Genomic DNA, 24,232 nt, shown 5'->3' with positions numbered 1-24,232 from the left:
CCACATGACCGTCCCGGTCGCACCGGGCCGGTGGCCTTTTCTCGGGCACACTCCGGCACTGCTGCGGCAACGCTTCGCATTCACCAGTTCATTGCACGAACACGGCGAGATCGTGAAACTCTACCTCGGCCCGTCGCCGACGTACTTCGTCACCAGCCCACGGCTGGCACACGAAGTGCTGGTCACGGCGGGGCCGAAGTTTCGCAAGGGCGCCATGTTCGACAAGTTCCGGCCGTTCGTCGGAAATGGCTTGGTGCTTTCGAACGGTGATTTCCACCTGCGGCAGCGGCGGCTGATGCAGCCGGCGTTCCACCGCGACCGCCTGGCCGCCTACGCGAAGACCATGCAGCGCGCGGCGGCCGACATGTGCGGCTCGTGGCAGCCCGGCGACGTGCGGCTGGTCGACGAGGACATGCAGGGCCTCGCGGTGACGATCGTCGGCGAGGCGTTGTTCTCCACCGAACTCGGGAAAGCGGCGATCGCCGAAGCGCGCCGGTCGATCTTCGTGATCATCCAGCAGGGAATGATTCGCGCGTTGTCGCCGAAGTTCGTCGAAAAGCTGCCGGTCCCCGGCAACCGGCGGTTCGACGAGGCCATCGGCCGGATGCAGGAGATCGTGGTCGAGGTGATCCGCGACTGGCGGGCGGAGGGCGCCGACCACGGCGACCTGCTGTCGACCCTCCTGCTGGCCGGGATGACCGACGAGCAGGCGCGCGACGAGGTGCTCACCCTGCTCACCGCCGGCATCGAGACGACCGCGCTCGCGCTGGCCTGGACGTTCCACGAGCTCGGCCGGCACCCCGAAGTGGAAGCGCGGGTGCACGCCGAGGTCGACGAGGTGCTGGCCGGCCGTCCGGTCACCGTCGACGACCTCGCCCGGCTGACCTACGTCCGGCAGGTGGTCGACGAGGTGCTGCGCATGTACCCGCTGTGGATGCTGATGCGCCGCACCCTCACCGACGTCGACCTCGGCGACGCGCGGCTCCCGGAGGGCGCCGAAGTGATCGTCAGCCCGCACGCGCTGCACCACGACCCCGCGTCGTTCGCCGACCCGGACCGGTTCGATCCCGGCCGCTGGGCGCCCGAGCGGGTGGCGGAGCTGCCGAAGGGCGCGTTCGTCCCGTTCGGGGCGGGCACCCGGCAGTGCCTCGGAAACCGCTTCGCCCAGAACGAAATCGTCATCACGGTGGCCACGGTGGCCGCGCGCTGGCGGCTGGTCCCGGTGCCGGGCCGGCCGGTGCGCGTGAAGTTCACCTCCGCCGCCTACCCCGACAGCCTGCCGATGACGGCAGTCCCCCGCTAGTTGGAGGTCGTTTCTCCGTGCTCCGCCTACGTTTTTGTGCTGCCCTCATGCTCGTGGCCGCGACCCTGTTCGCGCCCGTCACGGCGAGCGCGGCCACCACGACCTGCGAAGACCTGAACGTCCCGGTCACCGTGGCGTTGCTCCCGCAGACCATGCACGGCCGCCTGTGCGCGCCGCCCGGGGCGTCGACCGTGGTGGTCCTGATCCCCGGTGGCACGTACAACGCGTCCTATTGGGACATCGGCTACACGCCGGAGGTCCGGTCGTTCCGGCTGGCGATGAACCAGGCGGGGATCGCGACGCTGGCCCTGGACCGCCTCGGCACGGGCGCCAGCTCGAGGCCGTTGAGCACGCTGCTGAGCGCGTCGGTCCAGGCGACGGCGGCGCACCAGGTGGTCCGGTCGGTGCGCTCGCGCTTCGCGAAGGTGGTGGTCGGCGGCCACTCGATCGGCGCGGCGATGGCGATGATCGAGGCGGGCCGCTACCGCGACGTCGACGGCGTGCTCGTCACGGGGATGACGCACCGGATGAACCTGATCACCGTGATCCCGGTGCTGGCCAACATGATCCCGGCCCCGCTGGACCCGGCGCTGGGCGCCCGCGGACTCGACGCGGGCTACCTGACGACGAACGCGGGCACCCGCTACACGGCGTTCCACACGCCGGGCCCCCTCGACGAGGCCGCGATCGCGTACGACGAGTCCACAAAGGACGTGTTCGCGGCGACCGAGGCGGTGGACAGCCTGACCCTGACGACGGTGGTCACGCCGGCGTCCCAGCAGATCACCGCGCCCGTCCTGCTGGCCGTGGGCAACGACCCGCACTTCTGCGGCGTGCTGGGCAGCGACTGCTCGTCCGCGGAAGCGCTTCGCGCGTCCGAGGCGCCGTTCTTCGGCACCAAGGCACTGCGGACGTACATCTTGGACGGCTACGGCCACGCGATCAACTACGCCCCCAACGCTCCGACGTACTTCGCCGTGGTGATCAACTGGCTGAAAACCCTGTCGTAACGGACAAGACGACGACCGCGACCCTCATCAGACCACCGTCGGCGATGAGGGAGCGCTCGACATGCAGGAATACACCGAACAGCACCACCTGTTGGATCAATGCGTGCGTGGCAGGCACCGCGACGAGTCGTTGACGGCGCTGCGAAGCTACTTCAACCAGCACCGTCCGACGGCCCGCTACACCGGCCGTTGGTTCGAACGCTTCGCCGGCGGCGGCGACGGCCCCAACGTCGCCAACACGGTGACGGAAGCGGACGTCCTGGCCCTGAACTTCCTGAGCATCACCAGCCTGGCCGACGTGGCGATCGAAGCGACGATCACGTACGCGTACCAGATCAGGGAACTCCTGGAACAGATCCCGGTGAACATCTCGATGCACGCGGCGGCGTGGTCGACGTACGAACCCGGCGCCCCGGCCCACCGCCTGTGGGAACTGTTCCGCCGCTGCGGCGGCAGCCACCGCCCGGTGACGGCGTCGAAGCTGATGGCGCGCAAGCGCCCCCGCCTGATCCCGGTGTACGACAGCCAGGTGAAGGCGGTCCTCAAGGCCCCGGAGAGCCCGTGGAACTGCCTGTGGAGCTGGTTCCACACAGACCCGACCCGGGCATCGGCGGTCGCGGACCTCCGCGCCGAGGCGGGCGGGATCGAGGACATCAGCCTGCTGCGGTGCCTGGACGTGATCCTCTGGATGAAAGCCCGCTCTTCCGCCTGACGGCGGCTCGTGTCAGGCCGCGTAGAGCTCACCGACCGCGGTGTGGACGGACGTCGAATACGCCGGGTCGTAGTTGTGCTGGCCCGCGTTCACGTCACCGTTTCCCCGGGTGAACGTCCAGCCACCCGTGTTCTCGAAGTCGGGGTTCGTGAGGTGACAGCCGGTCAGCGACACGTCGTCGAAGCGGGCCACGACTTCGTAGTTGCTCACCGCCTTCGCCTCGAACAGCCGCAGCGTCAAGGTCGCCGAGCCGCCGGTCAGGCGGGACGTCAGGTCGATCGGCGCCGAGGTGTACCAGTCCGTGCCCTCGCTCGCGACATCGCGTTGCCAGACCTGCGCACCGCCGACCTGCGCCTGTTTGAGGTGGTATCCGGCCGGGCTGCCGCCGTCCCGGTCGTCGCTGTGCCACAACACCATCCGGCACGACGCCGATCCGCCGTCGAGCCGGATGGTCGTGCTCGCCGCCGCGAAGTCGCCCGCCTTCGTGGGGACGTCCGGGTGCACGGTGAAGACGAGGCCGCCGTTCCCGGTGTGCGCGAAGGAGACGTCCGAGTTCTGCGAGCGGCCGGGCGTGAGCGGCAGCGCGTACTGGATGACCCCGGCGATCTTGCCCGCGGCGGCGTACTGCATGCCGACGGCCGTCACCGCGCGCACGTAGCCGACGTCCGGGGCGACCGTGGTCTTCGACAGGGTCGACGCGTAGACCATCAGGACCAGCTTGCGGTTCTTCGCGGCCAGCCGGGCGACGAGGGTGTCCAGCTGGGCACGGAGGTCACCGGTCCACACCGTGTTGCGGTGCGGGTCGTCCCGGAACGGCATGATCAGGGTGTCGATGATCCCGCCGTAGGACTCCACGAAGGCGGACGTGAGGGCGCCCGCGTAGACCACCGGGTAGAACTCCAGCGCCGGTTGCACCGCGCGGCCTGCGTTGCGGATCTGCGTGGTGTACGCCGGGGTGAAGAACGCGAGGTTGTGGTTGAAGTCGTCGATCGCCCACGCCTTGAGCACCGGGAAGTTCTGCGCGAGCGCGCCGATGGCCCGCCCCCACGCGACGTAGTCCTTTTGGTACGGAAGATAGCCGTCGCAGGTCGGGCCGCCGGGGCACTCGCTCGGCGGTACCAGGTAGGCCCACACGGTCAGGCCGGCCGTCTGGGCTTCCGGCAGGAACGCTTCGAGGTCGTGCCAGTCGGTCTCGTTCTGCACGAGGAAGGCGTAGGTGTCGGCGTTCATCGTCCGCAGCCGGTCGATGGTGGCGGCGGCGTCGACGTGGCCACCGATCCGGACCGGGTTCGCGTAGCTCGCGCGCACCCCGGCGACGGGCGCGGCGCCCGCCGTCGCCGGGAGCAGCGCCGCGCACACGGCAACGACCAGGGTGAGCAGGGCTGTTCTCAGCATGCGGCCGACGATCCAATGAAGACGTACAGAAGACATACAAACGGCCCGCTCTCGGGATCAGTCCCCGTAGCGGGCGGCGATCGCGGCGGCGCGGTCACGCAGGGCGGTCCGCAACGAGGCCGGTGCCAAGGCTTCCGCGTCCGTGCCGAGCTGCCACAGCGCCCACTCGGCGTGTCGTGAATCCTGGTACGTCACCTCCAGCCGCAGCCAGCCGTCCGCGTCGGGTGCCTCGGCGCGAACGGCGACCGCGGTGCCCAGCAGGTCCTCCCGCCGCGCCGGCTTCACCCGCACCAGCACGGCGAGGTGGTCGCTGGACAGGAATCGCGCGCAGCGTTCCCGCCAGGCCCGGTCCAGATCGACCCGGCTCGGCCGCTGCGCCGGTTCGGGAAGCCCCTCGGCGGCCAGCACCCGGGACAGCCGGTAGGTACGGTCCGCGCCGGCTCTCGTGGCCAGCAGATACCCCCGATCGCGCACGGTGACCAGACCGATGGGGTCCACCGTGCGCCACTGTGGAGCCTGGTTCGAGGCGGCGTAGTGGATGCGCAGCTTGCGTCCGGCGAGCACCGCCCGCCGCACCTCGACCATCGTCGTCCCAGGCAACTCCTCGGCGACCAGCCGACGCGAGAGCAGGTCGGTCTCCGGCTCGACGAGAAACCGCTGGGACGCATCGCTCGCAGTGGCCCGCTGACTTTCGGGCAGCGCGTCGACCACCTTCCGCCTGGCGGACGCAAGCGCCGGCCCCAGCCCGAAAACCCGCTCACCCCGCCCCGACCCGGCGGCCAGCAAGGCCAGGGCCTCATCGTGGTTCAACCCGGTGAGTTCGGTCCGAAAACCCGGCAGCAGCGCGAAACCACCGTGCCGTCCCCGTTCCGCGTAGACCGGCACCCCAGCAGCCGACAGCGCGTCGATGTCACGCAGCACAGTACGAGCGGACACCTCAAGCTCGTTGGCGAGCGTGTCCGCAGTCAGCCGACCGCGCTGTCGCAGCAGCAACACCAGCGATACCAACCGATCGGCGCGCACCCCGGAAACCTATCGAAATACACGACAGAGGATGTCGTGATTGACCGCAAAGCTCAGGAGCACACATCAAGTCACCGAACCTGGAGCGACAGTGGAGCGAACGGCGATCAACCCGTGGCCGTGGTCGACGGAGCTGGGCTACAACCAGGCCGAGCTGGTCTCAGGACACACCCGAACCCTGTACTGCTCAGGCCAGACCGCAATGAGCGCGGAAGGCAAGCCCCAGCACGACAACGACATGGCCGCCCAACTGGCCCTAAGCCTGAACAACCTGGAGACCGTCCTGGCCAAGGCCGACATGACCCTCACGAACGTGGTCCGCCTCAACATCTACACAACAGACGTCGACGAGCTCTTCAAGCACTACGGCGTACTGGCATCCCGCTTGGCCACCACGGGCATAGCCCCCGCAACCACCATGCTCGGAGTAACCCGCCTGGCTCTCCCCACCCTGATGGTCGAGCTGGAGGCAACAGCCACAACCTAACGACCAATCACCTGAGAAGCGACCACAACCGGGGTCCCGGGGGGGCGAAGCCCCCGGGCGGGGTGTGGGGGTTGCACCCCCACAAGACACGCGGAACACAAAAGCCCGCGCCCTCCGCGGGCACGGGCCACCTCTGTGTGGACCTGCGGGGACCCTACTACAACCCGAGCGTGCAGGTCAGGACGCTCGAAGCTCTGGTCCGGCGCCTGCCTACGACGGCCACTACACCTCCACCCAAACGGCGTAAGCCGCGACGTGCTAAACAGCTGAGCGATCAGCAAGTCGACGAGCTCACTGCGGCCTACCAGGCCGGCGGCACCGTGTACGACCTCGCCGAGCGATTCAAGATCAACCGGAAGACGGTCAGCGGCATTTTGCGCCGCGCCGGTGTCCAGATCCGAGGGCGACTGACCGCCGAGCAAGTCGACCAAGCGGTGCGACTCTACGCATCAGGGCAGTCACTCGCCCGCATCGCGGACAAGCTCGATACAACCGCGAACACCGTTCGTGCCCGACTGTTCGAGCGTGGGGTACGCACCCGAGACCGTCACGGAAGGGAGCGCTGACACCCGTCCTGGTCGTGGCCCGATGGCGACAACATGTCAAGGGGGCTCCCGTCACGAGTTCGGCGACGCCGCGGTCTCCGCTACACACATCGGCGCAGCGTTTCCGCAGTTCAAGGCACTAAAAATCCATACATGCACTGGTTAGTTCGCTGCCGATCAAACATATTTGTCACTTGCCAAGTTCTGAGGCCGGCCGCGGTGATACTGGGTGCAGAAGGTGGCTTCAGGGCCCAGAACGATCAAGTAGCGAGGTGGCAGAGATGATGACCTTGGTGGAAACCGACCCGGTGGGGCGAGTGCAGCGAGCGCAGGCCAGACCGCGCAAGAGAGATCGCTTGGCAGCGATCAGATACGGAAGCTCACCAAAGAACCACTTCCGGGCTGAGCCCGCCTTACAGCAGTGGCGACCCACGCTCATGGAGTCATGGGCGCTACACCACGACCGGTTCGTCGGCGAAGCCCTTCGGGACGCCGATAGCGATCTACTACTACCGCCCCACGCGCGGCCAGGGCTTGTGAGGATCGGCGCCCTCACCCTGACGTCGGTCCCCGGCGGCGTGCTCGTTGAAACCCGAAAGGCATTCGGGGAGGATCCACTAGCCAGGGCCATCCTCGGACGCTGGCTACAACGTCGCGACCCACAGATCGATCCAGATCTCGTGATCGGCAGCAAGTGGAAAGCTGCCGACGTTGCTCAGGCTCGTCGCGTGACGTCGAGAGACGTCAACAGGTGGGTCGGCGAGGCTGGCGCGGGCGCCGTGACCCACGAGCTCGACTTGTTCAGGGACGCCGTCGCGCAGTACACGCGCGACTTGCCAGCCAGCGATGGCAGTCCTATAGACTTCTTCTTCCAACTTGGGAGCGGTCCGCTCCGAGACGAGGCGTTGGCACGTACGGAGTACCAGCGGCTGCATCGTCATCACTCCGATGTAGAGATCGAGCAGTACCTCGAGATCTACGGCTACCGCAATCCGAAAGGCACCGTCGGCCGCTGGTACCACGAGAACATCCGATCCCTGCGCGCCGCGGACTAGCAGTGGAAGCTCTCGCCCCTCCGGAGCGCCTCCGCGAGCGTGAAGGCGTCGGCGGTCAAGATACCGGCGTGACAGGAACCGATCTCGACGTACGACTGGACGCGATCAGCCGACTCCAGAACCTGGCTACCCGAGGTCGAGAGCTTGAAGACTTCGTCGCCGAAGTATTCCGCCAATCTCACTTCAAGGTCACCCTGAACCCAGGCGTGGCGCGGCCGCGGCAGACTGACGTCCTAGCGACCAGGGCTACCGAAACCTTCTTGATCGAGTGCAAGTGGCGTAGCGGCAGAGCCGACATAAACGATCTTGACAGCCTGCGCTCGCGGCTGAGGCGGACCAACAGCGACGTGGTCGGTGTACTGCTGAGCTTTCCGGGGTTCGCCGGCTCGGTGCTGTCGGATACCGAACATCACCGCCACCAACCTATTCTGTTGATCTCTGGCGACGAGCTCCGGCTCATTGCCAGCGGACGCGAGTCGCTAACGAAGCTGCTGTGGCGCAAGAAGGACGCGCTGCTCACCGATGGCATAGTTCTGCTCGACGAGCCCCTGGAGAAGCGACCCTCTTCACGTCGTCGCTTCGACCTGCCGAAGGCTGAAGGCCAGTTCATGTCGCCCGACGGTGAGCGAAGCCAGGTGATCGAATGCGCAGGCCAGTTTGGCCAGTTTGTCTTCGCCCATAAGCTTCCCGACATCGACTGGGTGCCGGCTTCCGGCAGCGGTGTCACCCTTGATGTAGCGCCAGCAATACTGAGCCAACGTCACCTCGCCGACCTCGTCGACAAGCTCGCTGCTATGGGATGGGCAACTCCAGACGCGCGCTGGAGCATGCAGCAAGCGAACCGAAACTGGCACGGCCTCGGCTGTGCTGCGTTCATAGACCAGCTGCCTCTATGGCAACAGCGAGCCGACACACCGGACGCCCACCACAGCGAGGAGATCTGCTATCTCGACCGCTGCGACGGCGGCTTCTATACGGTCACCGCGAACCTGGCTGCCCACCGAAGCCGCCAGACCATGGCCGTCACGCTATCGTTCCAGCTGGAAGGCGTGCCGCTCGACACCGCGCCGCTGCTGCAGCTCTGCCGCTCGATCGGCGCTCATGAGGGCTTGTACTTCCGACCACGTGTAGAGCGATCCGTTGTACGAAGCCGGGCACCTCGCACCCCCGTCACAGACGTGCAACCGCTTGCTTATGTGATCGGACCTGAACGTCTGGGCGATGTAGCAACCGAATGGGTTACAGGCATCGTCATCGACAACCCGTTCAACAACACATCCGGTAACAAGCCCGCTATCGAACCACCCGTCGGCCTCGAGCTGATCCAGGATAGCGAGCATCTGATCTGTGACCTTGCCGAGCACCATATCCTCGACGACCTCGATCGCTACACCTATGACCTGCGACGCTTCGAGAGTGCGCGAACGTCGGAAGCCCTGGTGTGCCGCCCCGTTGCAAACTGGCGCCACCGCGAAGGGACATCTACAGACGCGGCGACCCGCAAGTAGCCATTCAGGGCTCGGCATCACGCTGATCGTCAAGCAGCTGTCAACCCGTCTTACGCTGCGCAGCTGCTATCCGCGCACGTTGCCGCTCAACCTTGCCAGCCGACCGCCAAGTTTGTCCTTGACGTCTCCGTGCTCGTCGAAAAAAGCTACGTCGGTAACCTCGGTCAGCTCCTGCAGGAGGGCCGATGACCAAGCATCGCGGCGGCCGGCCGCGACCGCCAATACCCGCTCACGTGGCACGTTGGTGTGACTGAAGACGTAGTAGCAGTGCTCAGCCGCGTGTTCACGATTGCTCGCACCCATGGCCTGCACGTACACGCGATTGTCAACATCCGGACCAACTGCAGCAGTCACCTGCCTGGTGCGTCCTGATGTCTGAGGCAACGGCGCGTTGGGAGTTACGTGCTCGGGCGCACTTGCGATCGCGCTGATCGTGCTGACGACACGATCTCGAAACCTCACTGGCCGCCGATCCGTCACAAGCCATCTGAGCTGGTCAACGCGGAGAACCGCCTCGGCTACGCTCAGTATCAACCTGCCAACCTCCGCCTCGTCCCCCCACCCGCCAACCACGCCGTCCTCAGCGGCCAATGACTGTGCGCCGAGCGCAGCTACGGATCGCGACCAGGCGTCCGCAATGCGAGGGTTCTCCAGATCCAGATCCGCCATGTGGAGCCGCAGCGCCGTCGTACCTTGATCAGATACACGGATCCCGCCCTCATAAGGCTCCACGAACAACGTGATCAAATCGTTGTCATAGAAGGCCAGCGGGAGAGTCAAGAGGTGTCCATGGCCATACTGACGAACTTCGATCATGTCGTTGACCAGCGACAACACGCTAGATTTGATCTTGGAGACGTCCACTCCTGCTCACCTCCCTGGCTCCGTCCAGTATCCCTCTGGCAACTCGATGAAGCACTCCGAAGCGAACGCCTCGAACAATCGCCGATAGGTGCCTTCAGCGACCGTCGGCCCCAACGGTACCGGCGGTATGTCATCCGGTACATAGGCACTCTCAGTCCCCGTCTGCGGCACATAGGTGTGCTTGTGGGTCGTATCGGGCGGTAGGCCGCGGTGACTGTCGTTCACGTCAAGGCGTCGAACAGGAACACGGTTGACTAGATACTGAACGTGGAACCTGTCTGGCCGCGCTGTCGCGAAGTAGGCACGCAGGGCACCATCCAGGCAGTCCTCAACCTGAGTACGCACCTGGATCAATCCTTGGACGGTGTTGGGCTTCAGCTGCGCCCATGTCAGCTGGCCGTAGGCCTTGGCCCTAGCAAGCTCCGACAAGAGTGCACAAATCGCCGACGACGACACGGCACCCGCTGTGTAGCTTCCCAAGTCACCCCCTCAGGCCACCCCGTGTTCTGCTTGATCCTATGTCGTCACGAGACAGGTGTTGAGTTACAGCCTTCAACCTGACCTTGGTCACGGAGCGTTAAATGGCCAGTGACCTACTCAACAGTAGGTCTCAGCAGTCGCTCAGCTCACGGGTCGGCGGCGGACGATCGGGGGCGCGTCGTTGCCCCCTAGCTCGTCCAACCCTCTCAGGTGCGATAGAACGTCTCTATGTCGACGACGATCTATGAGGTTCTCGAGCAGCTCCGCGCCTCGGCCATCTCGGAGGCCGACAAGGGCGCGAAGTTTGAGCGCCTGATGAAGGCTTACCTCAAGACCGACTTGGTCTTCGCCGACCAGTTCACGGACGTCTGGTTGTGGAATGAGTACCCCGGCAACCACGGCAAGCACGACACCGGCATCGACCTCGTCGCCCGCGACAGGGAAACCGGGCATGACATCGCCATCCAATGCAAGTTCTTCGCACCGACCACCTCCGTCACCAAGCCGATGATCGACTCCTTCCTTGCGATCTCGGGCAAAGAGGGGTACCGCGAACGCATCATCATCTCCACGTCGGACAAGTGGAACGCCAACGCCGAAGATGCCATCCGCAACCAAACGATCCCCGTCCGACGGATCGGCCTCTCCGATCTAGAAGCATCTCGAGTCGACTGGTCGGTCTTCTCCCTCGACGCACCTGAAGAGCTCACGCTTTCCGAGAAGAAGAGGCCGCGCCCTCATCAAAGGATCGCGATCGACAAGGTCGTGGCCGGCTTCAGCGAGCACGACCGAGGCAAGCTTGTAATGGCCTGCGGTACCGGTAAAACCTTTACGAGCCTCAGGCTCGCGGAGGAGAATGTCGGCGCAGGTGGAAAGATTCTTTTCTTGGTCCCGAGTATCAACTTGCTTTCTCAGACTGTGCGCGAGTGGCTCGACAACGCCGACGTCCCCGTCCGCCCTATCGCCGTTTGCTCCGACGCCAAGTCGACGAGGCGCAGTCCGACCAGCGACGGCTTGGAGGACATCTCGGTCAACGACATCGCGCTGCCCGCCACAACTAGCATCACCGAGATCACGAAGCGGATCTCGGGAGCGGAGTCAGACAAGTCTGCCATGACGGTGGTCTTCTCGACCTATCAGTCGATCAACGTCGTCGCCGAAGCGCAGCGAACCCTCGCACCGTTCGATCTGATCATCGCTGACGAGGCACACCGCACGACAGGTGCAACCCTCGCCGGCGAGGACGAGTCCAACTTCGTCAGGGTCCACAACGACGACTACCTACCGGCCGCCAAACGGCTCTACATGACCGCGACCCCGCGCATCTACGACGACTCCACGAAGACCAAAGCGGGCGAGGCCAACGCCGTGCTCGCATCGATGGACAGGGAGGATCTGTTCGGTCCGGAATTTCACCGTCTCGGCTTCGGCGAGGCGGTGGAACGCGACCTGCTCACCGACTACAAGGTGCTGGTCTTGACCGTTGACGAGGAATCGGTCGCTCGCACCTTCCAGATGCAGCTTTCCGATGAGGGTAACGAACTCAAACTCGAGGACGCCGCGAAGATCGTCGGATGCTGGAACGGTCTTGCCAAGCGCGGCAAGGTGGAGCACTCGTTCGAGCCCGACATAGCTCCGATGCGGCGCGCGATCACGTTCGCCGGCAACATCGCCGATTCTAAGCGGATCGAACAACTCTTTCAGTCGGTCACCGACTACTATGTCGATGCCACCGACCAGGAAGACTCCGACGGTACCAACCCGCTCAAATGCACAGTCCAGCATGTCGACGGTGGCATGAACGCGCTGCAACGCAACACCAAACTCGACTGGCTACGTAGCGAGCCCGCCGACGGCACCTGCCAGATTCTCACAAACGCCCGCTGTCTCTCCGAGGGAGTCGACGTCCCCGCCCTCGACGCCGTCATGTTCCTCTCCCCGCGCAAATCAGTGGTCGACATCATCCAGTCAGTCGGCCGCGTGATGCGACTCGATCCGAAGGGCGAGAAGAAGTTCGGCTACATCATCCTCCCGATCGGGATCCCGTCCGGCATGACGCCTGAGGAGGCTCTGCGGGACAACAAGCGCTACGCCGTAGTCTGGGAGATCCTCCAGGCGCTTCGCGCCCACGACGAACGATTCGATGCGATGGTCAACCGGATCTCTCTGTCCAAGAACCGCGACGGCGGCAAGATCAACGTCATCGGCGTCGGCGGCGACGACCAAAAGCGGAGCGAACAGGGCGCTTTTGACCTCGCCTTGCCAGATCTCGACCGGTGGCGCGACGCAATCTACGCCAAGATCGTGCAAAAGGTCGGCTCTCGGGAGTACTGGACCGACTGGGCCAAGGACGTCGCCTCCATCGCCGAACGTCAGATCACCCGCATTAGCGCGCTCCTGAAGGACCCCGAGACGGGCGTGCGCGACGAATTCGACGAGTTCCTCGACGGCATCCGCGGCAACCTCAACGACAACATAACTGAGAACGACGCGGTTGAGATGCTCGCCCAACACCTCATCACCCGCCCCGTCTTTAACGCCCTCTTCGCCGGCGACGACTTTCTCGACAACAATCCCGTCGCGGTTACGATGGAGAAGATGCTCGCCGTCCTCGACCAACACGACCTCGAAGCCGAAAACGAATCGCTTCACAAGTTCTATGACTCGGTACGCCGCAAAGTCGCCGACGTCAAGGACCGCGAAGGCCGCCAGGAATTGGTCCGCCGCCTCTACGACACGTTCTTCGCCACCGCCTTCAAGAAGACCGTCGACAAACTCGGCATCGTCTACACGCCAGTCCAAATCGTCGACTTCATCCTCCGCTCTGCCGACGAGATACTGAAAAACGAGTTCGGCCAGTCCCTGTCGGACGAAGGCGTTCACATTCTCGACGGCTTCACCGGCACCGGCACCTTCATTGTCCGACTACTCGAACTCGGCCTCATTGATCCACACGACCTCGCCAGGAAATACACCGAGGAACTCCACGCCAACGAAATCCTCCTACTCGCCTACTACATCGCCGCAGTCAACATCGAGACCACTTACTTGGGCATTAAACGAGGCCAAGAACTCGAACAGGCTTCGGTGATCGAATCTGAGAACGAAGCGAGCAGTGTCGGCACGAACACTGCCGACGTCGAAAAGGCAGTGTATGAATCCTTCCCCGGCTTGATCCTCACCGACACCTTCCAGTCCTGGGAAGACGACGACCACCCCGACCTCAGCATCTTCCCAGAGAATAATGCTCGCCTTGAACGACTCAAGAAACTCCCGATCACCGTGATCGTTGGTAACCCGCCTTGGTCCGTTGGGCAGGGCTCAGCTAATGATGGCAATGCCAATGAGAAGTATCCCTCTCTTGATGAGGCGATACGGAAATCTTATGCAGAGCGATCTACTGCGACGAATAAAAATTCCCTGTATGACTCATACTTCCGTGCGATCAAGTGGGCTACTCTTCGAATCAAGGATCGCGGCGTAATCGCCTTTGTCACCAATGGTGGCTGGCTGACATCGAATACCGCCGACGGAGTCCGCAAGGCACTCGCGGACGAATTCAGCAGCATCTACGTCTACAATCTCAGGGGCAACCGCCGCGCGGGCGGAGCAGAGGGACGTCCAATCTGGGAGGCCTTCACAAAGAGCCAAGGTGGGTCGATCGCCACGGTCGCCATCACCCTCTTGGTCAAGAACCCTGATCACGTCGGTAGCCCGAACATCTCGTACGCCGAAGTCGGCGATTACACTTCAGCAGAAGAGAAGGCAGCCGAGGTCGTGACGGCGGGTACGATGACGCGCATTCCGGGACTTCGGCCAATCGTCCCGAACGAGCACGGCGACTGGCTCGACAAGCGAAGCGACGAATTCACCAAATTCTTGCCCATCGGCGACAAGACTGCTCGGATAGCAGTCTTTGACACCTACTCCAAAGGTGTGAATACTGCTCGTTCCCAGTGGGCATATGCATCGGCGCAATCAGCGCTCGTCGAGCAAGTATCGAGACTTATTCGCACCTACGAGAATGATCGACTCGCCCTCATTGAACTTGCCGATCACAGTCTCACCTCGGATGAGTCGCTCATAAAATGGAGCAGGACGCTCGAAAGCGCCGCCCGCAGGAACCTGCCTCTATCCTTTAATAAGGATCACATCCGAGTGGCAACCTTTCGACCGTTTCAGGGTCAGTACCTGTACTTCGATCGGTTCCTTAATGATCAGCAGTACTCGGTGCGCAACTTCTTTCCGACGACAAGCACAACAAATATCGGCATTGTGGTCACCGACATATCTTCCCATTATCCATTCTCTTTCATCATGATTGATCGAATGCCTGATCTGCATACTCTTGACACCGGTCAATACTTCGCGCGCTGGCGCTACGAGTCGGCCGAGGATGCAGGGATGCTCTTTTCGGTCGGCGACGAGGAGCTTGTTGACGGCTACCGCAAGCTCGACAACATCACCGATGAGGCATTGCGGCAGTTCCGAGAGACATATGGGAATAAGTTCACCAAAGATGACATCTTCTTCTACATCTACGGGCTGCTACACAGCCCGGAGTACCGCGAGACCTACGCGGCCGACCTGAAGAAGATGCTGCCGCGAATCCCACTCGTGGAGGACACGCGGCCGTTCGTTGAGGCTGGCCGGATCCTTTCGGAGCTACACGTGGGCTACGAGTCAGTGACGCCGTACCCGCTTGGCGGCCTCGACGTCGAACCGGCCGGTGACCCATACGACTTCTTCGCCGTCCAGAAGATGGCCTTCAAGAAGACGCGCGACCCGGAGACGAAGAAGCTCGTCGCCGACAAGAGCGCGATCGTCTACAACTCGCGGATCACTCTTGACGGAATCCCAGAGGACGCCCATCGCTACATGCTGGGCCCGCGGTCTGCTATCGAGTGGATCATCGACAGGTATCAGGTCAAGACCGACAAAGCCTCGGGCATCGTCAACGACCCCAACAACTGGAACCGCGAGGTCGGCGACCCACGCTACATCGTCGACCTGCTCGCCCGCATCGTGACCGTCAGCCTGCAGACAATGCAGATCGTCGACAACCTGCCCGCCCTCGCGATCCGGAAGAATCAGAACTCGCAGTAAGCAGTGTCGTCGAGATGCGCACCTCTAACTACTGCTGGAAGTCAGGTGCGCAGGCTTGTTCGGTCCCGCCGTGCTTGTAGCGTCGGAGCAGGTTCGAGTGCCTGCTCCGACGCTTACTTAAGCGGCAGCCTTCTTGCTACGAGAACGCGTTTTAGGCGTGTGTGGAATGTCCGCGAACTGCAGGTTGCATCGCAGGTGACGTAGTGTCCTATGCAGCCGGAGAAGGCCGAGCTGGGAAAGTGTGAACAGCTGGTCCACATCCCATGTCCGGCCGGCGATCGCCAGCACGACCACTGACGGGTCCATCTGGGCGCGATGCGGGTCGAGTGCCCTGACTTTGACGTTCAGCTGCTGGACTGCCTCCGGTTCATCTCGGATGGCCTGAGCCGCGACCTGCGCCTGGGTGAAGAGGTGGCTCGCGGCTGGCGCTCCACCAAGCCACTTGACGTGCACCATCTCGTCAGCCGGTCCGACGACATCGCAGAGTTCGAACCGTGGGTGGAAAGGCGTCGAGGCGAAGTTGCGGTCGAGACAGAGGTAGCCGTCCTGCTCGGCGGTCAGGTCACAGAAGCGATGCTCGTCGTCGCGCTTCCCGGTCGGCGTCCAGTGCGGGAACGACAGGTCACTCCGGTTCTTGAGCAGCGCGGCGACCTGCTCGCGAATCTGCTCCACGAAGCCCTCGCCGATGCGGAACCACTTGCCCTGGTGGTAGCAGTACCGGACGTTGTCGATGGTCGTCTCGAACACGAACCACTTCCGCAGTGAGGTCTGCGACGCGAACTCTTGTTGCCCGTCGTCGTCGAGGCAGGGCAGAACGCGCGCAAGCTGGAGGCACTCGAGGCGGTCTTGAGCGGCGATCAGCTTGAATCGCTCGGTGAAGTCGTTCAATTCGAGGTTCGTATCGACGACATACGGTCCCCACGACCCGAGACGCTGAATCCTGAAGGAGCCCGCCTCCTCGACGTCGCGGACGACGTCATCCGGCCAGGCCAATCCGAGTACGCCGGCCGTCTCGTCGCCGCCGAGCGCCGCGGCCAGCCGTGACTCAAGCGCACCCCGCTTCACGTTCGACCTCGGCAGAGGACGCGTCTGGGCAGCGAAGCGCAGCGCCGAGTGGTTGTCGGGCTCGTCGACAGCCTCCCCGACAGCCCGGAGGTCGGCCAGCAGGGCATGAGGCTCACGAGCGAACGGCGCCCAGAGCGCGTTGCCGACCTTGATGCGGTACGGCTTGCCGGTCTCCCGGCCGTAGGTCAACCCGCGGAGGTCGGCGGGGCCGGCGATGCGGTTAACCAGCTCGCCATACGGCTCGATCTGGAAGCCACCCAGATCGCTGCCGCCCGGAAAAGAGGTCTGCGTGGCGCGAGCCGTGACGTCCAGCGCCGAGCTGGCTACCGAGCCAAGTCGGCTGCAGTCCAGTCTGCGGATGCCGAACATCAGGCCGAAACCTTGCTTGATCAGTTCGTTGTCGACGAGAAGATGACCGGAGCCCCAGGTCAGGGCGTACGTCCAGGGCGGCAGGGGCACGAGCAGCACCCCGAACGGCATGTCGCCCGAGAAGTTGAAGTCGATGCCAGTCAAAGAGTGCATGTGATCGGCCCAGGACGGCGCGTCCGAACGCAGGACGCCACCCATCGCGAGGCACTCCACCTCACCGAGCTGAACATGCTGGTTGACGATGGTGTCGGCAGATTCGACGGACAAGAGGTATTTCGCCAGGTCAAGGCCACCGTCGAGACGGTAGAGGGACACCGGGCGGCACGAAGAACGTGGGGGCACAGGGAGAACCCTTCGGTGGTGGGAGGTGCGAGGAACTACGGCGCACTCGCACGTACGCCGCCACCTCCGGACAGCCAACAAGACAAGAACCCGCCGGTGATCAAGCTCGCACTAGCGGGCTGCGGCAATCGCCTCTACCCTCACCACCGTTCCCTTGTTCTGGATGCGACTCCGGGACTTTCAGTTGGAACATCACGCGGCTCCCTGCTGGAACAGGGGGCCGCGTTTCTACCGCGACCGTGAAGACCGCGTGAACCCATGATGCGCTGAGGCTCCGACAGTCCTCGCAGCGACCCCGGCTCCATCGCCAAGCGGCCAGTGACAGGCGGTAGGCGGCACCTGCGGGGCAAGTCGCGCCAAATGGCGGTTGACACCCGTTAGCGTGACGCGCGGACAATCCGTCCATATCGCGATTCACACGACCGAGTGGCTACTCATCTCTTCGGCTACTGTCGACTCGCCAACGTCTGACTGCCCTCGGCCGTAGCTCGGATCCTTGATCAACCACGACTAGGCCGGACTCCCTCGATGCGCGGAGCTACCGGTACTGGCGGCGCTGAGCCGCGAGGATGTCGGCGCGCACCTGCTCCGGCAGCTCGGCAACGAAGACCTCGATGTACTGGTCGCGTAGCGCGGCGGCCGCCCACGATCGACCAGCTTGGAAGGGCTTCGCGGCGGCCTCGTCGGAGAAGCACAGGATCAGCCGAGGCCGCATCGGCAGCGTTGACGCGATCCAGGCGAGCTTGAAGGCGTCGGCCAGCACCTTGTGTTTCTGCGCAACCTTTGGCGGTCCTTGGTGAGCCCACGCCTCGACCAGCACAGAGCGGTTGTCGTCAGCCCCATCGACCTCGACTCGAGCGCCGGTCGCCGTCATTATCCGTTGTGGCCCCAGCTTGAGGCCGAGCGTGTCAGCCAAGTAGGCGATCATCACGCCTTCGGCGGCCCGCTGCTCAGCACTCGAGCCCGGTGCCACCTCAATCGAGTTACTGACGGGCTCGATCGGAGCCGCTGCTCCGACGACGCGGCCATCTGACTGCGGCTCACGCAGAGCGTTGACCAGCTTGCCGGTGTCTCCGACGTATCGCTGGAGCTGGCCATCGGCGGCGAGCCGACGACAGATCTGGTTGATCGTCTGCCGCTGGGCGACGCCGAGCCTTTGGGCAAGCTCGTCGTCATCCAAGGGACGAGCGCTGATGCGCAGCGTGTCGAGGATGCGTTCCGCGATCGTCCCCGAGGTCGCAGTCACTTGGCCTCTCCGTCCAGCTTGTCAGCGGCCTGCTCTGCTTCTTTGGCTGCTTTGGCCAGAATTCGAAGGCGGCCGTCGAAGTGCTGGTGCAAAGCGCTCGCCCGCTCAACGCTCCACTTGACCGCCTGCTGCCTGGTGTCTTCGTCCGCGGCGTCGAGATCGAAGCCGGCCAGGTAAGTCGCGATACGGCTGCTGCGGTTGTTGTCAAGACGATCCCAGTCCAGCGTGAACCCGACCGCCTGCTCCAGCAGCTCGCGTTCGGCGGCGAGGCCGTCGAATATCTGCTTTGTCGACGGCTTGCTGCCGGTGTCGAGGTAGATCTCGATGCGGTAACCCTGCTTGGTGAAGGTGAGGCTGTAGTAGCCGAACGGCCCGGAAGCGAAACTGCACCAATTGGCGGTCTGCGTCTTCGGGGTCCGGATCGCCGAATAGGTCGTTGCCATCAGGTCGAAGGCCTCCTCGAAGAAGGCCATGCGCAGCTGGTTCTTCGGCGAGGCCACCGCCTTGGATGTCTCTTTTGCCGCTTTTGCCCAGTCGTTGGGTTCGACGACGACGTTGAGCACGGGCGCGCGGAGCGATTCGCCGATGTGGACGACGCTGACTTCGATCCCGAAGGCTCGGACGTCCGCGTCGGTGCGTTCGTTGAGCCAGACCAGCGCGCTCCGGTGCTCTTCCCTGAGGCGTGTCGTGATCCAGATGGCGGTCGACGCTTCAAGGCCACTGGCGTACACGAGCAGCTGACCGAGGTGTGAGTGGTCGCTCGATTCGAGCTGGTTCTCGATGATGACGTGCTTACCGTCTGGGTCGGTCGCATGGATGTCGACGCGGAAGTCGCCGACCAGCACCTCTTGACCCACGACGGTCAGCGGTAGGCCGATCGCGTCACTGAGTACGTCAATGTTCGCAGCTAACCAGGGGGTGAAGTCGCCGGCCTCGTGCTTCCAGATGTCGCGGGGATTCGCAAGCCGCTCGAGGCGGCCGAGGCCGTACGCGTCGGTACTCATCGTCCAGATGTAGCACTCGCACAGGCCCAACGCGAGCACCTTGCGGCCACGCAGCTCAGTCGATAGATCGTGATCTGTCTCTGGCGCCGGCTGTCGTGGCGGCCAGCATGCCTCATGACCCCCCACGCCCGGCTTGGCACCGCGGCTGAGACGTGACGATGCTTCCCTAGACGGTCCTCGTCGACAAAGCTGGCGCGCATGCCGCTCTTCGAACTGACCGCTGACAAGCTGGAAGCCGTGCCATCATCGACGTTCGCAGCGGAGCAGATTCTCGAGCGGGCCGACCTGCAGCGACTGCTCCGCGCTCAGATCGACACGGTGGTCGAAGATGTCCTGATCGTCAGCGAGGAGTTCGCCGAGTTCGCCGGCGCCAAGCGACGCATCGATTTACTCGGCATCGACCGCGGGGGGAAGCCCGTGGTCATCGAGCTCAAACGCACCGCCGACGGCGGACACCTCGAGCTCCAGGCGCTGCGCTATGCAGCGATGGTCTCCGCCCTCACCTTCGATGACGTCAGCGAGGCCTACGAGCGCTATCTGCTCCAGGTGGAGCCCGACGCCGCCGACAGCGCCCGCGGCCGGCTGGCCGAATGGCTCGAGGATGTCGGCGGCGAGGACGCCGTCCTGACTCGTGACGTACGCGTAGTGCTGGTGTCCGGAGGGTTCGACCGGGAGATCACCACGACCGTCCTATGGCTGAACGAGGTCTATGGCTTGGACATCCAATGTGTCCGGCTCACCCCGTACAAGGTTGGCGAGCGGCTACTCCTCGACGTCCAGCAGGTCATTCCCCTCCCGGAAGCCGCCGACCTGACCATCCAGCTTCGGCGACGTGAATCCCAGGCACGCGCCGCTAGGGTCAGCGAAGGGCGAGACTGGACGCCGTACGCGATTACCACCCCCGAGGGCACCACCGAGCCACTACGGAAGCGTCAAGCAGTCCTCGCACTCGTAAGCGGACTCCATGCCGCCGGCGTACCCGGTGCTCGACTGGCCGAGGCCCTTCCCGGCGCCCGCTTCCTCAGCCTGCCGAGCTCACCTGCCGACGACGACCTCGCTGAAGAGTTTGTCGCCCGGTACCCGAAAGCCAAAGGCAACCTGCACCGATGGTTCATCGACTCGCCGTTGCGGGAAAGTGGCCAGACCTGGCTGCTGAGCAAGATGTGGGGCCGAAACACCGAGCCCGTCCTCGCCAAGCTGGTCGAGCTGGCACCTGAGGGCCTGTCCTTCGGCTACGAAGCACGGCCCCGGGACTGACCAACCGGATCGCCACGGTCGCAAGCTCGTGTGATCCCGACGGTCCGAAGTGTGACGATAATCGTAGGATCAGCAAGCCACGCAATGCCGTGTCACTCCGCCATTTCGGGGAATTGGAACTACGCTCGAACGCGCGCTCGTAATGGCACAGCCCACATTTAACCTACTGAAAGGCTCGCTCTATGGCCCAGAAAGTCCGCGTTGAAATCGTTGACGACCTCGACGGTAGGAACGCGACTCAGACGGTACCGTTTGCCCTTGACGGCGTCTCGTACGAGATCGACCTGTCTGACGAGAATGCCCAGGCCCTGCGCGACGTGTTCGCGCGATACATCGAGGCTGGTCAGCGCACCGGTGGGCGCCGGGTGAGGGTTGCCGCTGGCCAGTCGACTGCAGACACTGGCGCCAGCCGCAGCAGTTCGACTACCGCTGCGAGCCGAGAGCACAACCAGCAGGTACGGGCGTGGGCGGCTGCCAACGGCTACGAGGTCTCCGAGCGCGGGCGGATCTCGAACGAAATCTACGCCGCATTCCAGGCCGGCGAACCAGCTGCATCGACAGCTGAGCCGGAGCCGGCTGAAGAAGCTCCGGCCAAGCCAGCGCGTCGCCGCGCACCGCGGAAGAAGAGCAAAGGAAGCTGACTGCGCACGCTGGCTGAGTTAGCCCCAGCCACTGTCGCCGACCTACCACTCGTCACGTCGCGATGGTCCGAGGATGTCGGCAGCCGTCCGCATGCCGTCGTCGTATGGCTCCGCATCGCCTGCTGGCGCTTCGACGGGGAACTGGCGCCCGTAGTTCTGCGCCGTCGTCTCGATAGTCACGGTGTCTTCGGGGACGAGTTCTTCCATCAGGGTGGTGACCTGTGGCCCGAGCTGCGACTGCGCGTGCCGCATGGCGGTCATAATCTGCTCAGCAAGGTACCGCGCCGGCATGTGACGGACCGAGTCAGCGAGTTCCAGGTTCAATAGAAGACCGGACTGGCCGACAGTCACAGCGATAGCACCGTTCGCCGCGGTGGCTGACGCCCTCACTTCAGCCAGTCGCGTCGTCAACACCTCATATCGTTCGGCCTTCGCGCGAACATGAGCCGACCACTGGTCTATCTGGCGCTCCACCTCATCAGGTGATGACATCCACGCTCCTAACGTTCGGTCACATCGGCATTGCGCAGTGAGCCGGACTGCAGCACCACAAGAGCACGCTCAGATACAACAAGAACTAGATTTTCATCGACGCCAAAATCGTCACGCTCTGGCACGCCGGGCACCTGCAACCAGCGCCACTCGGGGATATCTGCAGGCATTAGGTCAACGTAGTCAGGGTCCACCCGAACGGTGACGTCTCCAAGCTGAAAGCCGGTCAGACCAGCGTCCTTAAGGCTCTGCGCCATAGTGTCCGTGACGACATAACACGGCGCGCTCTCGATGATATCGTCACCAAGCCAGTTCGTTAGGGTGTACTCGAGCGACGTGACAACAGGCGGAGTGGTACTGCGATCAAAGACAGTGCTGGCCCCCAACTCGCCAGCCACTTCAGGTTCTACAGAAAAATATGCCATAGCCCCATCATAACTTATCCGAGCGGCGGGTTGAAGTGGACGCCATAGTCAGCATCTATCTTTGTTGCGAAGTCTAAAAGCTGCTGCTTAGTCGGCGAGGTGCCGCCGACAAGGAAAGGCTTGTAGAAGCGATTCCACTCTTTACGTATCTCGCTAAGATGAATCTTGTTGTTGACGTCACCCTTGGGGATACCTCTCAGGTTCTCCAGAGAATGCATCTCACCGTCCTTGACAACGCCAGGAAACTTCGTCAGAACCTGCTGTTCAACGGCGTGATGCACGACAACGCGCCCTTCCAACTCCGGGTGCGCAGAAAAGAACGTTCGCTTGTAGTCCTTCGAGTCCGCCCATCCAAACGAAGCAGGCTTTACACCACCGCCGCTATGGCGCGTTGGGACAATATGGATCTCAGCCTTCGACAACGACTTGCCGACCGAGTCTGCGCTGCGCGCCACCTGCTTAGTGACGGCCTCCAACTGTCTCAGCGAGCTAACAACCGCTTTAGCTGCTGCCGTTATTTTACCCAACGCCCCGTCACACCCACTTCACGATGAGGCGGACAGCGTCGGCCACCACGAATGGCGTACCAAGCCCCAGCGAGCAACCTTCGGCCGCCAACCAGGCCGGGATGTGTTCGATGATCTCAGCCACGGCCTGCGCGATCAGGTCGCGAGTCAACGTTCGGCCAGCCGCCACTACCTGCCCCGCCGCTTCAACGGCATCAGCGGTCGCACGGGACGTTGCGGCGATGGCATCGATACCGGCGCGCTGCTGGTCAGCGTACTGCCGGTAGGCGTCGCCGGACCCTCCAACCCAGCCAGCAGTGTCGCCTGCGACGTACTGCCGGTGACTCGTTGACGCATCCTCGACAGTCGAGGCCTGGGCTCGCCACTGGTCCGCGTAGGCCTGGATGGCCGCAGGGTCGCCGGCAAACTGGTTGAGCGCGTCGGTAAGGATCTGCACGTGCTCCATCAGCCAGGCGATACCCGAGGTCAGCAGGGCATCTGCTGGGTTAGCGATGAGCCCGAGAGCGTCGAGCCCAGCTCCCACGCCGGCCAACGAGCCGTCCATCCAACTGCCACTCTTGATCGCGTCGCGGATGCCCTCGACGTCTTGCACGAGGTAGAGCCCGTCGGTTGCATGATTGGTCACAGCTGTCCCTCCAACCGCTGCGACGTATCCACAGCATCGGCTTCCTGCTCGTCGTAGGCGCGAACGGCGGTGCGGACATTGGCTGCGCCGTCTTCGACAACCCGCTGGCCTGCTGAGACAGCGTCGACAGCCTTGTCGATCATCGGCTGAAGCATGCTCGGGATGAAGCCGCCGATTACTCCAAATGCAGGAGGTGGCGCCCCCAGCCCACGGGCAACGTTCGAGGCATCAGCAAGCTGGTCAGCAACGCCCCCAAGGTGACCGACATGCGCGTCCAGCTCATCACGCACGTACTCGTACCCGTCCACACGCCTCCCTCAGCCCGCACAGTCCGTGAAATAGTTCCTACCTCGTTCACCGACTGCAACGACGGCAAGGGGTCAGTTGTTACGCCCTGTTCCATCTCAAATCCGGACCAACTCCCGGGTCGAAGCATCCAAATGCTCAATTGGCGGGTCGCCAATTGAATAATCGATCATGACTTAGGTGCCCCCATCACCGGTAATGAACCACGCAACTCATGTCGGTGTAACTGACCTGCCGCTCGAAGCGACCGACTGATATGAGCCAGCCAGCATCGGGAGGCGCCTGTTGAACCACCAAGCCGCATGGCGGGCGCTGGCCGTCACGTACGCCGTCGTCGCCGGGATGCAGGTCTATCTGGCTGTCGCGATGAACGTCGCCTGGGCGTGGGTCCTAGGAGTCGTCTTCACACTCGCGGCGGTCGGCTTCGGCCTCGCGGTGTGGCGAG

General features: G+C 63.7%; 21 protein-coding genes. 10 read left to right on the top strand and 11 right to left on the bottom strand.

Annotated elements, in window-relative coordinates; genetic code table 11:
- The first annotated feature begins 4 nt into the window (after positions 1-4).
- From ACH54P_RS35255 to ACH54P_RS35245, 3 genes are all read left to right on the top strand, one after another.
- A complete protein-coding gene (locus tag ACH54P_RS35255) occupies positions 5-1,303 on the top strand; it encodes a cytochrome P450 (protein ID WP_489907619.1) in 1,299 nt (432 codons plus the stop codon).
- A 47-nt stretch (positions 1,304-1,350) separates the two neighbouring features.
- Positions 1,351-2,313 carry an alpha/beta fold hydrolase gene (locus tag ACH54P_RS35250; RefSeq protein ID WP_489907618.1) on the top strand — a complete coding sequence of 321 codons (963 nt, stop codon included), beginning with the start codon at positions 1,351-1,353 and terminating at the stop codon, positions 2,311-2,313.
- A 61-nt stretch (positions 2,314-2,374) separates the two neighbouring features.
- Positions 2,375-3,025 carry a DUF6308 family protein gene (locus ACH54P_RS35245; RefSeq protein ID WP_489907617.1) on the top strand — a complete coding sequence of 217 codons (651 nt, stop codon included), beginning with the start codon at positions 2,375-2,377 and terminating at the stop codon, positions 3,023-3,025.
- 12 nt (positions 3,026-3,037) lie between these two features.
- Here the strand turns inward: ACH54P_RS35245 and ACH54P_RS35240 are convergent, their stop codons facing one another.
- On the bottom strand, positions 3,038-4,420 hold the full coding sequence (locus tag ACH54P_RS35240; RefSeq protein ID WP_489907616.1) for a hypothetical protein: 1,383 nt from the start codon (positions 4,418-4,420) through the stop codon (positions 3,038-3,040).
- Between the two features lie 57 nt (positions 4,421-4,477).
- Positions 4,478-5,443 carry a helix-turn-helix transcriptional regulator gene (locus ACH54P_RS35235; protein WP_489907615.1) on the bottom strand — a complete coding sequence of 322 codons (966 nt, stop codon included), beginning with the start codon at positions 5,441-5,443 and terminating at the stop codon, positions 4,478-4,480.
- Positions 5,444-5,534: 91 nt separating this feature from the next.
- Between ACH54P_RS35235 and ACH54P_RS35230 the strand changes: the two genes are divergently transcribed.
- The 4 genes from ACH54P_RS35230 (at position 5,535) to ACH54P_RS35215 (ending at position 9,038) form a co-directional block, all read left to right on the top strand.
- Complete coding sequence (locus ACH54P_RS35230) at positions 5,535-5,930, top strand: RidA family protein (RefSeq protein WP_489916809.1); 396 nt, start codon at positions 5,535-5,537, stop codon at positions 5,928-5,930.
- 170 nt (positions 5,931-6,100) lie between these two features.
- Complete coding sequence (locus ACH54P_RS35225; RefSeq protein WP_489907614.1) at positions 6,101-6,496, top strand: helix-turn-helix domain containing protein; 396 nt, start codon at positions 6,101-6,103, stop codon at positions 6,494-6,496.
- A gap of 335 nt (positions 6,497-6,831) precedes the next feature.
- Positions 6,832-7,530: a hypothetical protein gene (locus ACH54P_RS35220; protein ID WP_489907613.1), complete on the top strand. Its 699-nt coding sequence runs from the start codon at positions 6,832-6,834 to the stop codon at positions 7,528-7,530.
- 2 nt (positions 7,531-7,532) lie between these two features.
- Positions 7,533-9,038 (top strand): restriction endonuclease, encoded by a 1,506-nt coding sequence (locus ACH54P_RS35215; RefSeq protein WP_489907612.1) that lies wholly within the window; start codon positions 7,533-7,535, stop codon positions 9,036-9,038.
- A 66-nt stretch (positions 9,039-9,104) separates the two neighbouring features.
- Here the strand turns inward: ACH54P_RS35215 and ACH54P_RS35210 are convergent, their stop codons facing one another.
- Positions 9,105-9,902: a hypothetical protein gene (locus ACH54P_RS35210; RefSeq protein ID WP_489907611.1), complete on the bottom strand. Its 798-nt coding sequence runs from the start codon at positions 9,900-9,902 to the stop codon at positions 9,105-9,107.
- 708 nt (positions 9,903-10,610) lie between these two features.
- Here ACH54P_RS35210 and ACH54P_RS35205 point away from each other — a divergent pair.
- Positions 10,611-15,488, top strand: a complete 4,878-nt coding sequence (locus ACH54P_RS35205) for a DEAD/DEAH box helicase (protein ID WP_489907610.1) — start codon at positions 10,611-10,613, stop codon at positions 15,486-15,488.
- 117 nt (positions 15,489-15,605) lie between these two features.
- On the opposite strand, the gene ACH54P_RS35200 is transcribed toward ACH54P_RS35205, so the two are convergent.
- From ACH54P_RS35200 to ACH54P_RS35190, 3 genes are all read right to left on the bottom strand, one after another.
- Positions 15,606-17,237 (bottom strand): TIGR04141 family sporadically distributed protein, encoded by a 1,632-nt coding sequence (locus ACH54P_RS35200; protein WP_489907609.1) that lies wholly within the window; start codon positions 17,235-17,237, stop codon positions 15,606-15,608.
- A gap of 565 nt (positions 17,238-17,802) precedes the next feature.
- Complete coding sequence (locus tag ACH54P_RS35195) at positions 17,803-18,510, bottom strand: hypothetical protein (RefSeq protein WP_489907608.1); 708 nt, start codon at positions 18,508-18,510, stop codon at positions 17,803-17,805.
- Entirely contained in the window at positions 18,507-19,514 is a 1,008-nt protein-coding gene (locus tag ACH54P_RS35190) for a DUF4268 domain-containing protein (protein ID WP_489907607.1), read from the bottom strand. The genes ACH54P_RS35195 and ACH54P_RS35190 overlap by 4 nt, the downstream gene beginning before the upstream one ends.
- 198 nt (positions 19,515-19,712) lie before the next feature.
- Between ACH54P_RS35190 and ACH54P_RS35185 the strand changes: the two genes are divergently transcribed.
- Positions 19,713-20,771 carry a hypothetical protein gene (locus tag ACH54P_RS35185; RefSeq protein WP_489907606.1) on the top strand — a complete coding sequence of 353 codons (1,059 nt, stop codon included), beginning with the start codon at positions 19,713-19,715 and terminating at the stop codon, positions 20,769-20,771.
- A 182-nt stretch (positions 20,772-20,953) separates the two neighbouring features.
- Positions 20,954-21,412: a histone-like nucleoid-structuring protein Lsr2 gene (locus ACH54P_RS35180; RefSeq protein ID WP_489907605.1), complete on the top strand. Its 459-nt coding sequence runs from the start codon at positions 20,954-20,956 to the stop codon at positions 21,410-21,412.
- A 42-nt stretch (positions 21,413-21,454) separates the two neighbouring features.
- Here the strand turns inward: ACH54P_RS35180 and ACH54P_RS35175 are convergent, their stop codons facing one another.
- The 5 genes from ACH54P_RS35175 to ACH54P_RS35155 all read right to left on the bottom strand — a co-directional run bounded on the left by ACH54P_RS35175 (position 21,455) and on the right by ACH54P_RS35155 (position 23,789).
- Positions 21,455-21,904 (bottom strand): YbaB/EbfC family nucleoid-associated protein, encoded by a 450-nt coding sequence (locus tag ACH54P_RS35175; RefSeq protein ID WP_489907604.1) that lies wholly within the window; start codon positions 21,902-21,904, stop codon positions 21,455-21,457.
- A gap of 8 nt (positions 21,905-21,912) precedes the next feature.
- Positions 21,913-22,329 carry a hypothetical protein gene (locus tag ACH54P_RS35170; protein WP_489907603.1) on the bottom strand — a complete coding sequence of 139 codons (417 nt, stop codon included), beginning with the start codon at positions 22,327-22,329 and terminating at the stop codon, positions 21,913-21,915.
- A 14-nt stretch (positions 22,330-22,343) separates the two neighbouring features.
- Positions 22,344-22,784, bottom strand: coding sequence for a hypothetical protein (locus ACH54P_RS35165; protein WP_489907602.1), 441 nt, complete (start codon positions 22,782-22,784; stop codon positions 22,344-22,346).
- 79 nt (positions 22,785-22,863) lie between these two features.
- Entirely contained in the window at positions 22,864-23,481 is a 618-nt protein-coding gene (locus ACH54P_RS35160) for a WXG100 family type VII secretion target (RefSeq protein ID WP_489907601.1), read from the bottom strand.
- Entirely contained in the window at positions 23,478-23,789 is a 312-nt protein-coding gene (locus tag ACH54P_RS35155; protein ID WP_489907600.1) for a hypothetical protein, read from the bottom strand. The genes ACH54P_RS35160 and ACH54P_RS35155 overlap by 4 nt, the downstream gene beginning before the upstream one ends.
- Positions 23,790-24,232: the final 443 nt, after the last annotated feature.

The sequence above is a fragment of the Amycolatopsis sp. N2S4-7 genome (genome assembly GCF_058119595.1).
This window is presented reverse-complemented; position numbering and strand designations above follow the sequence as displayed.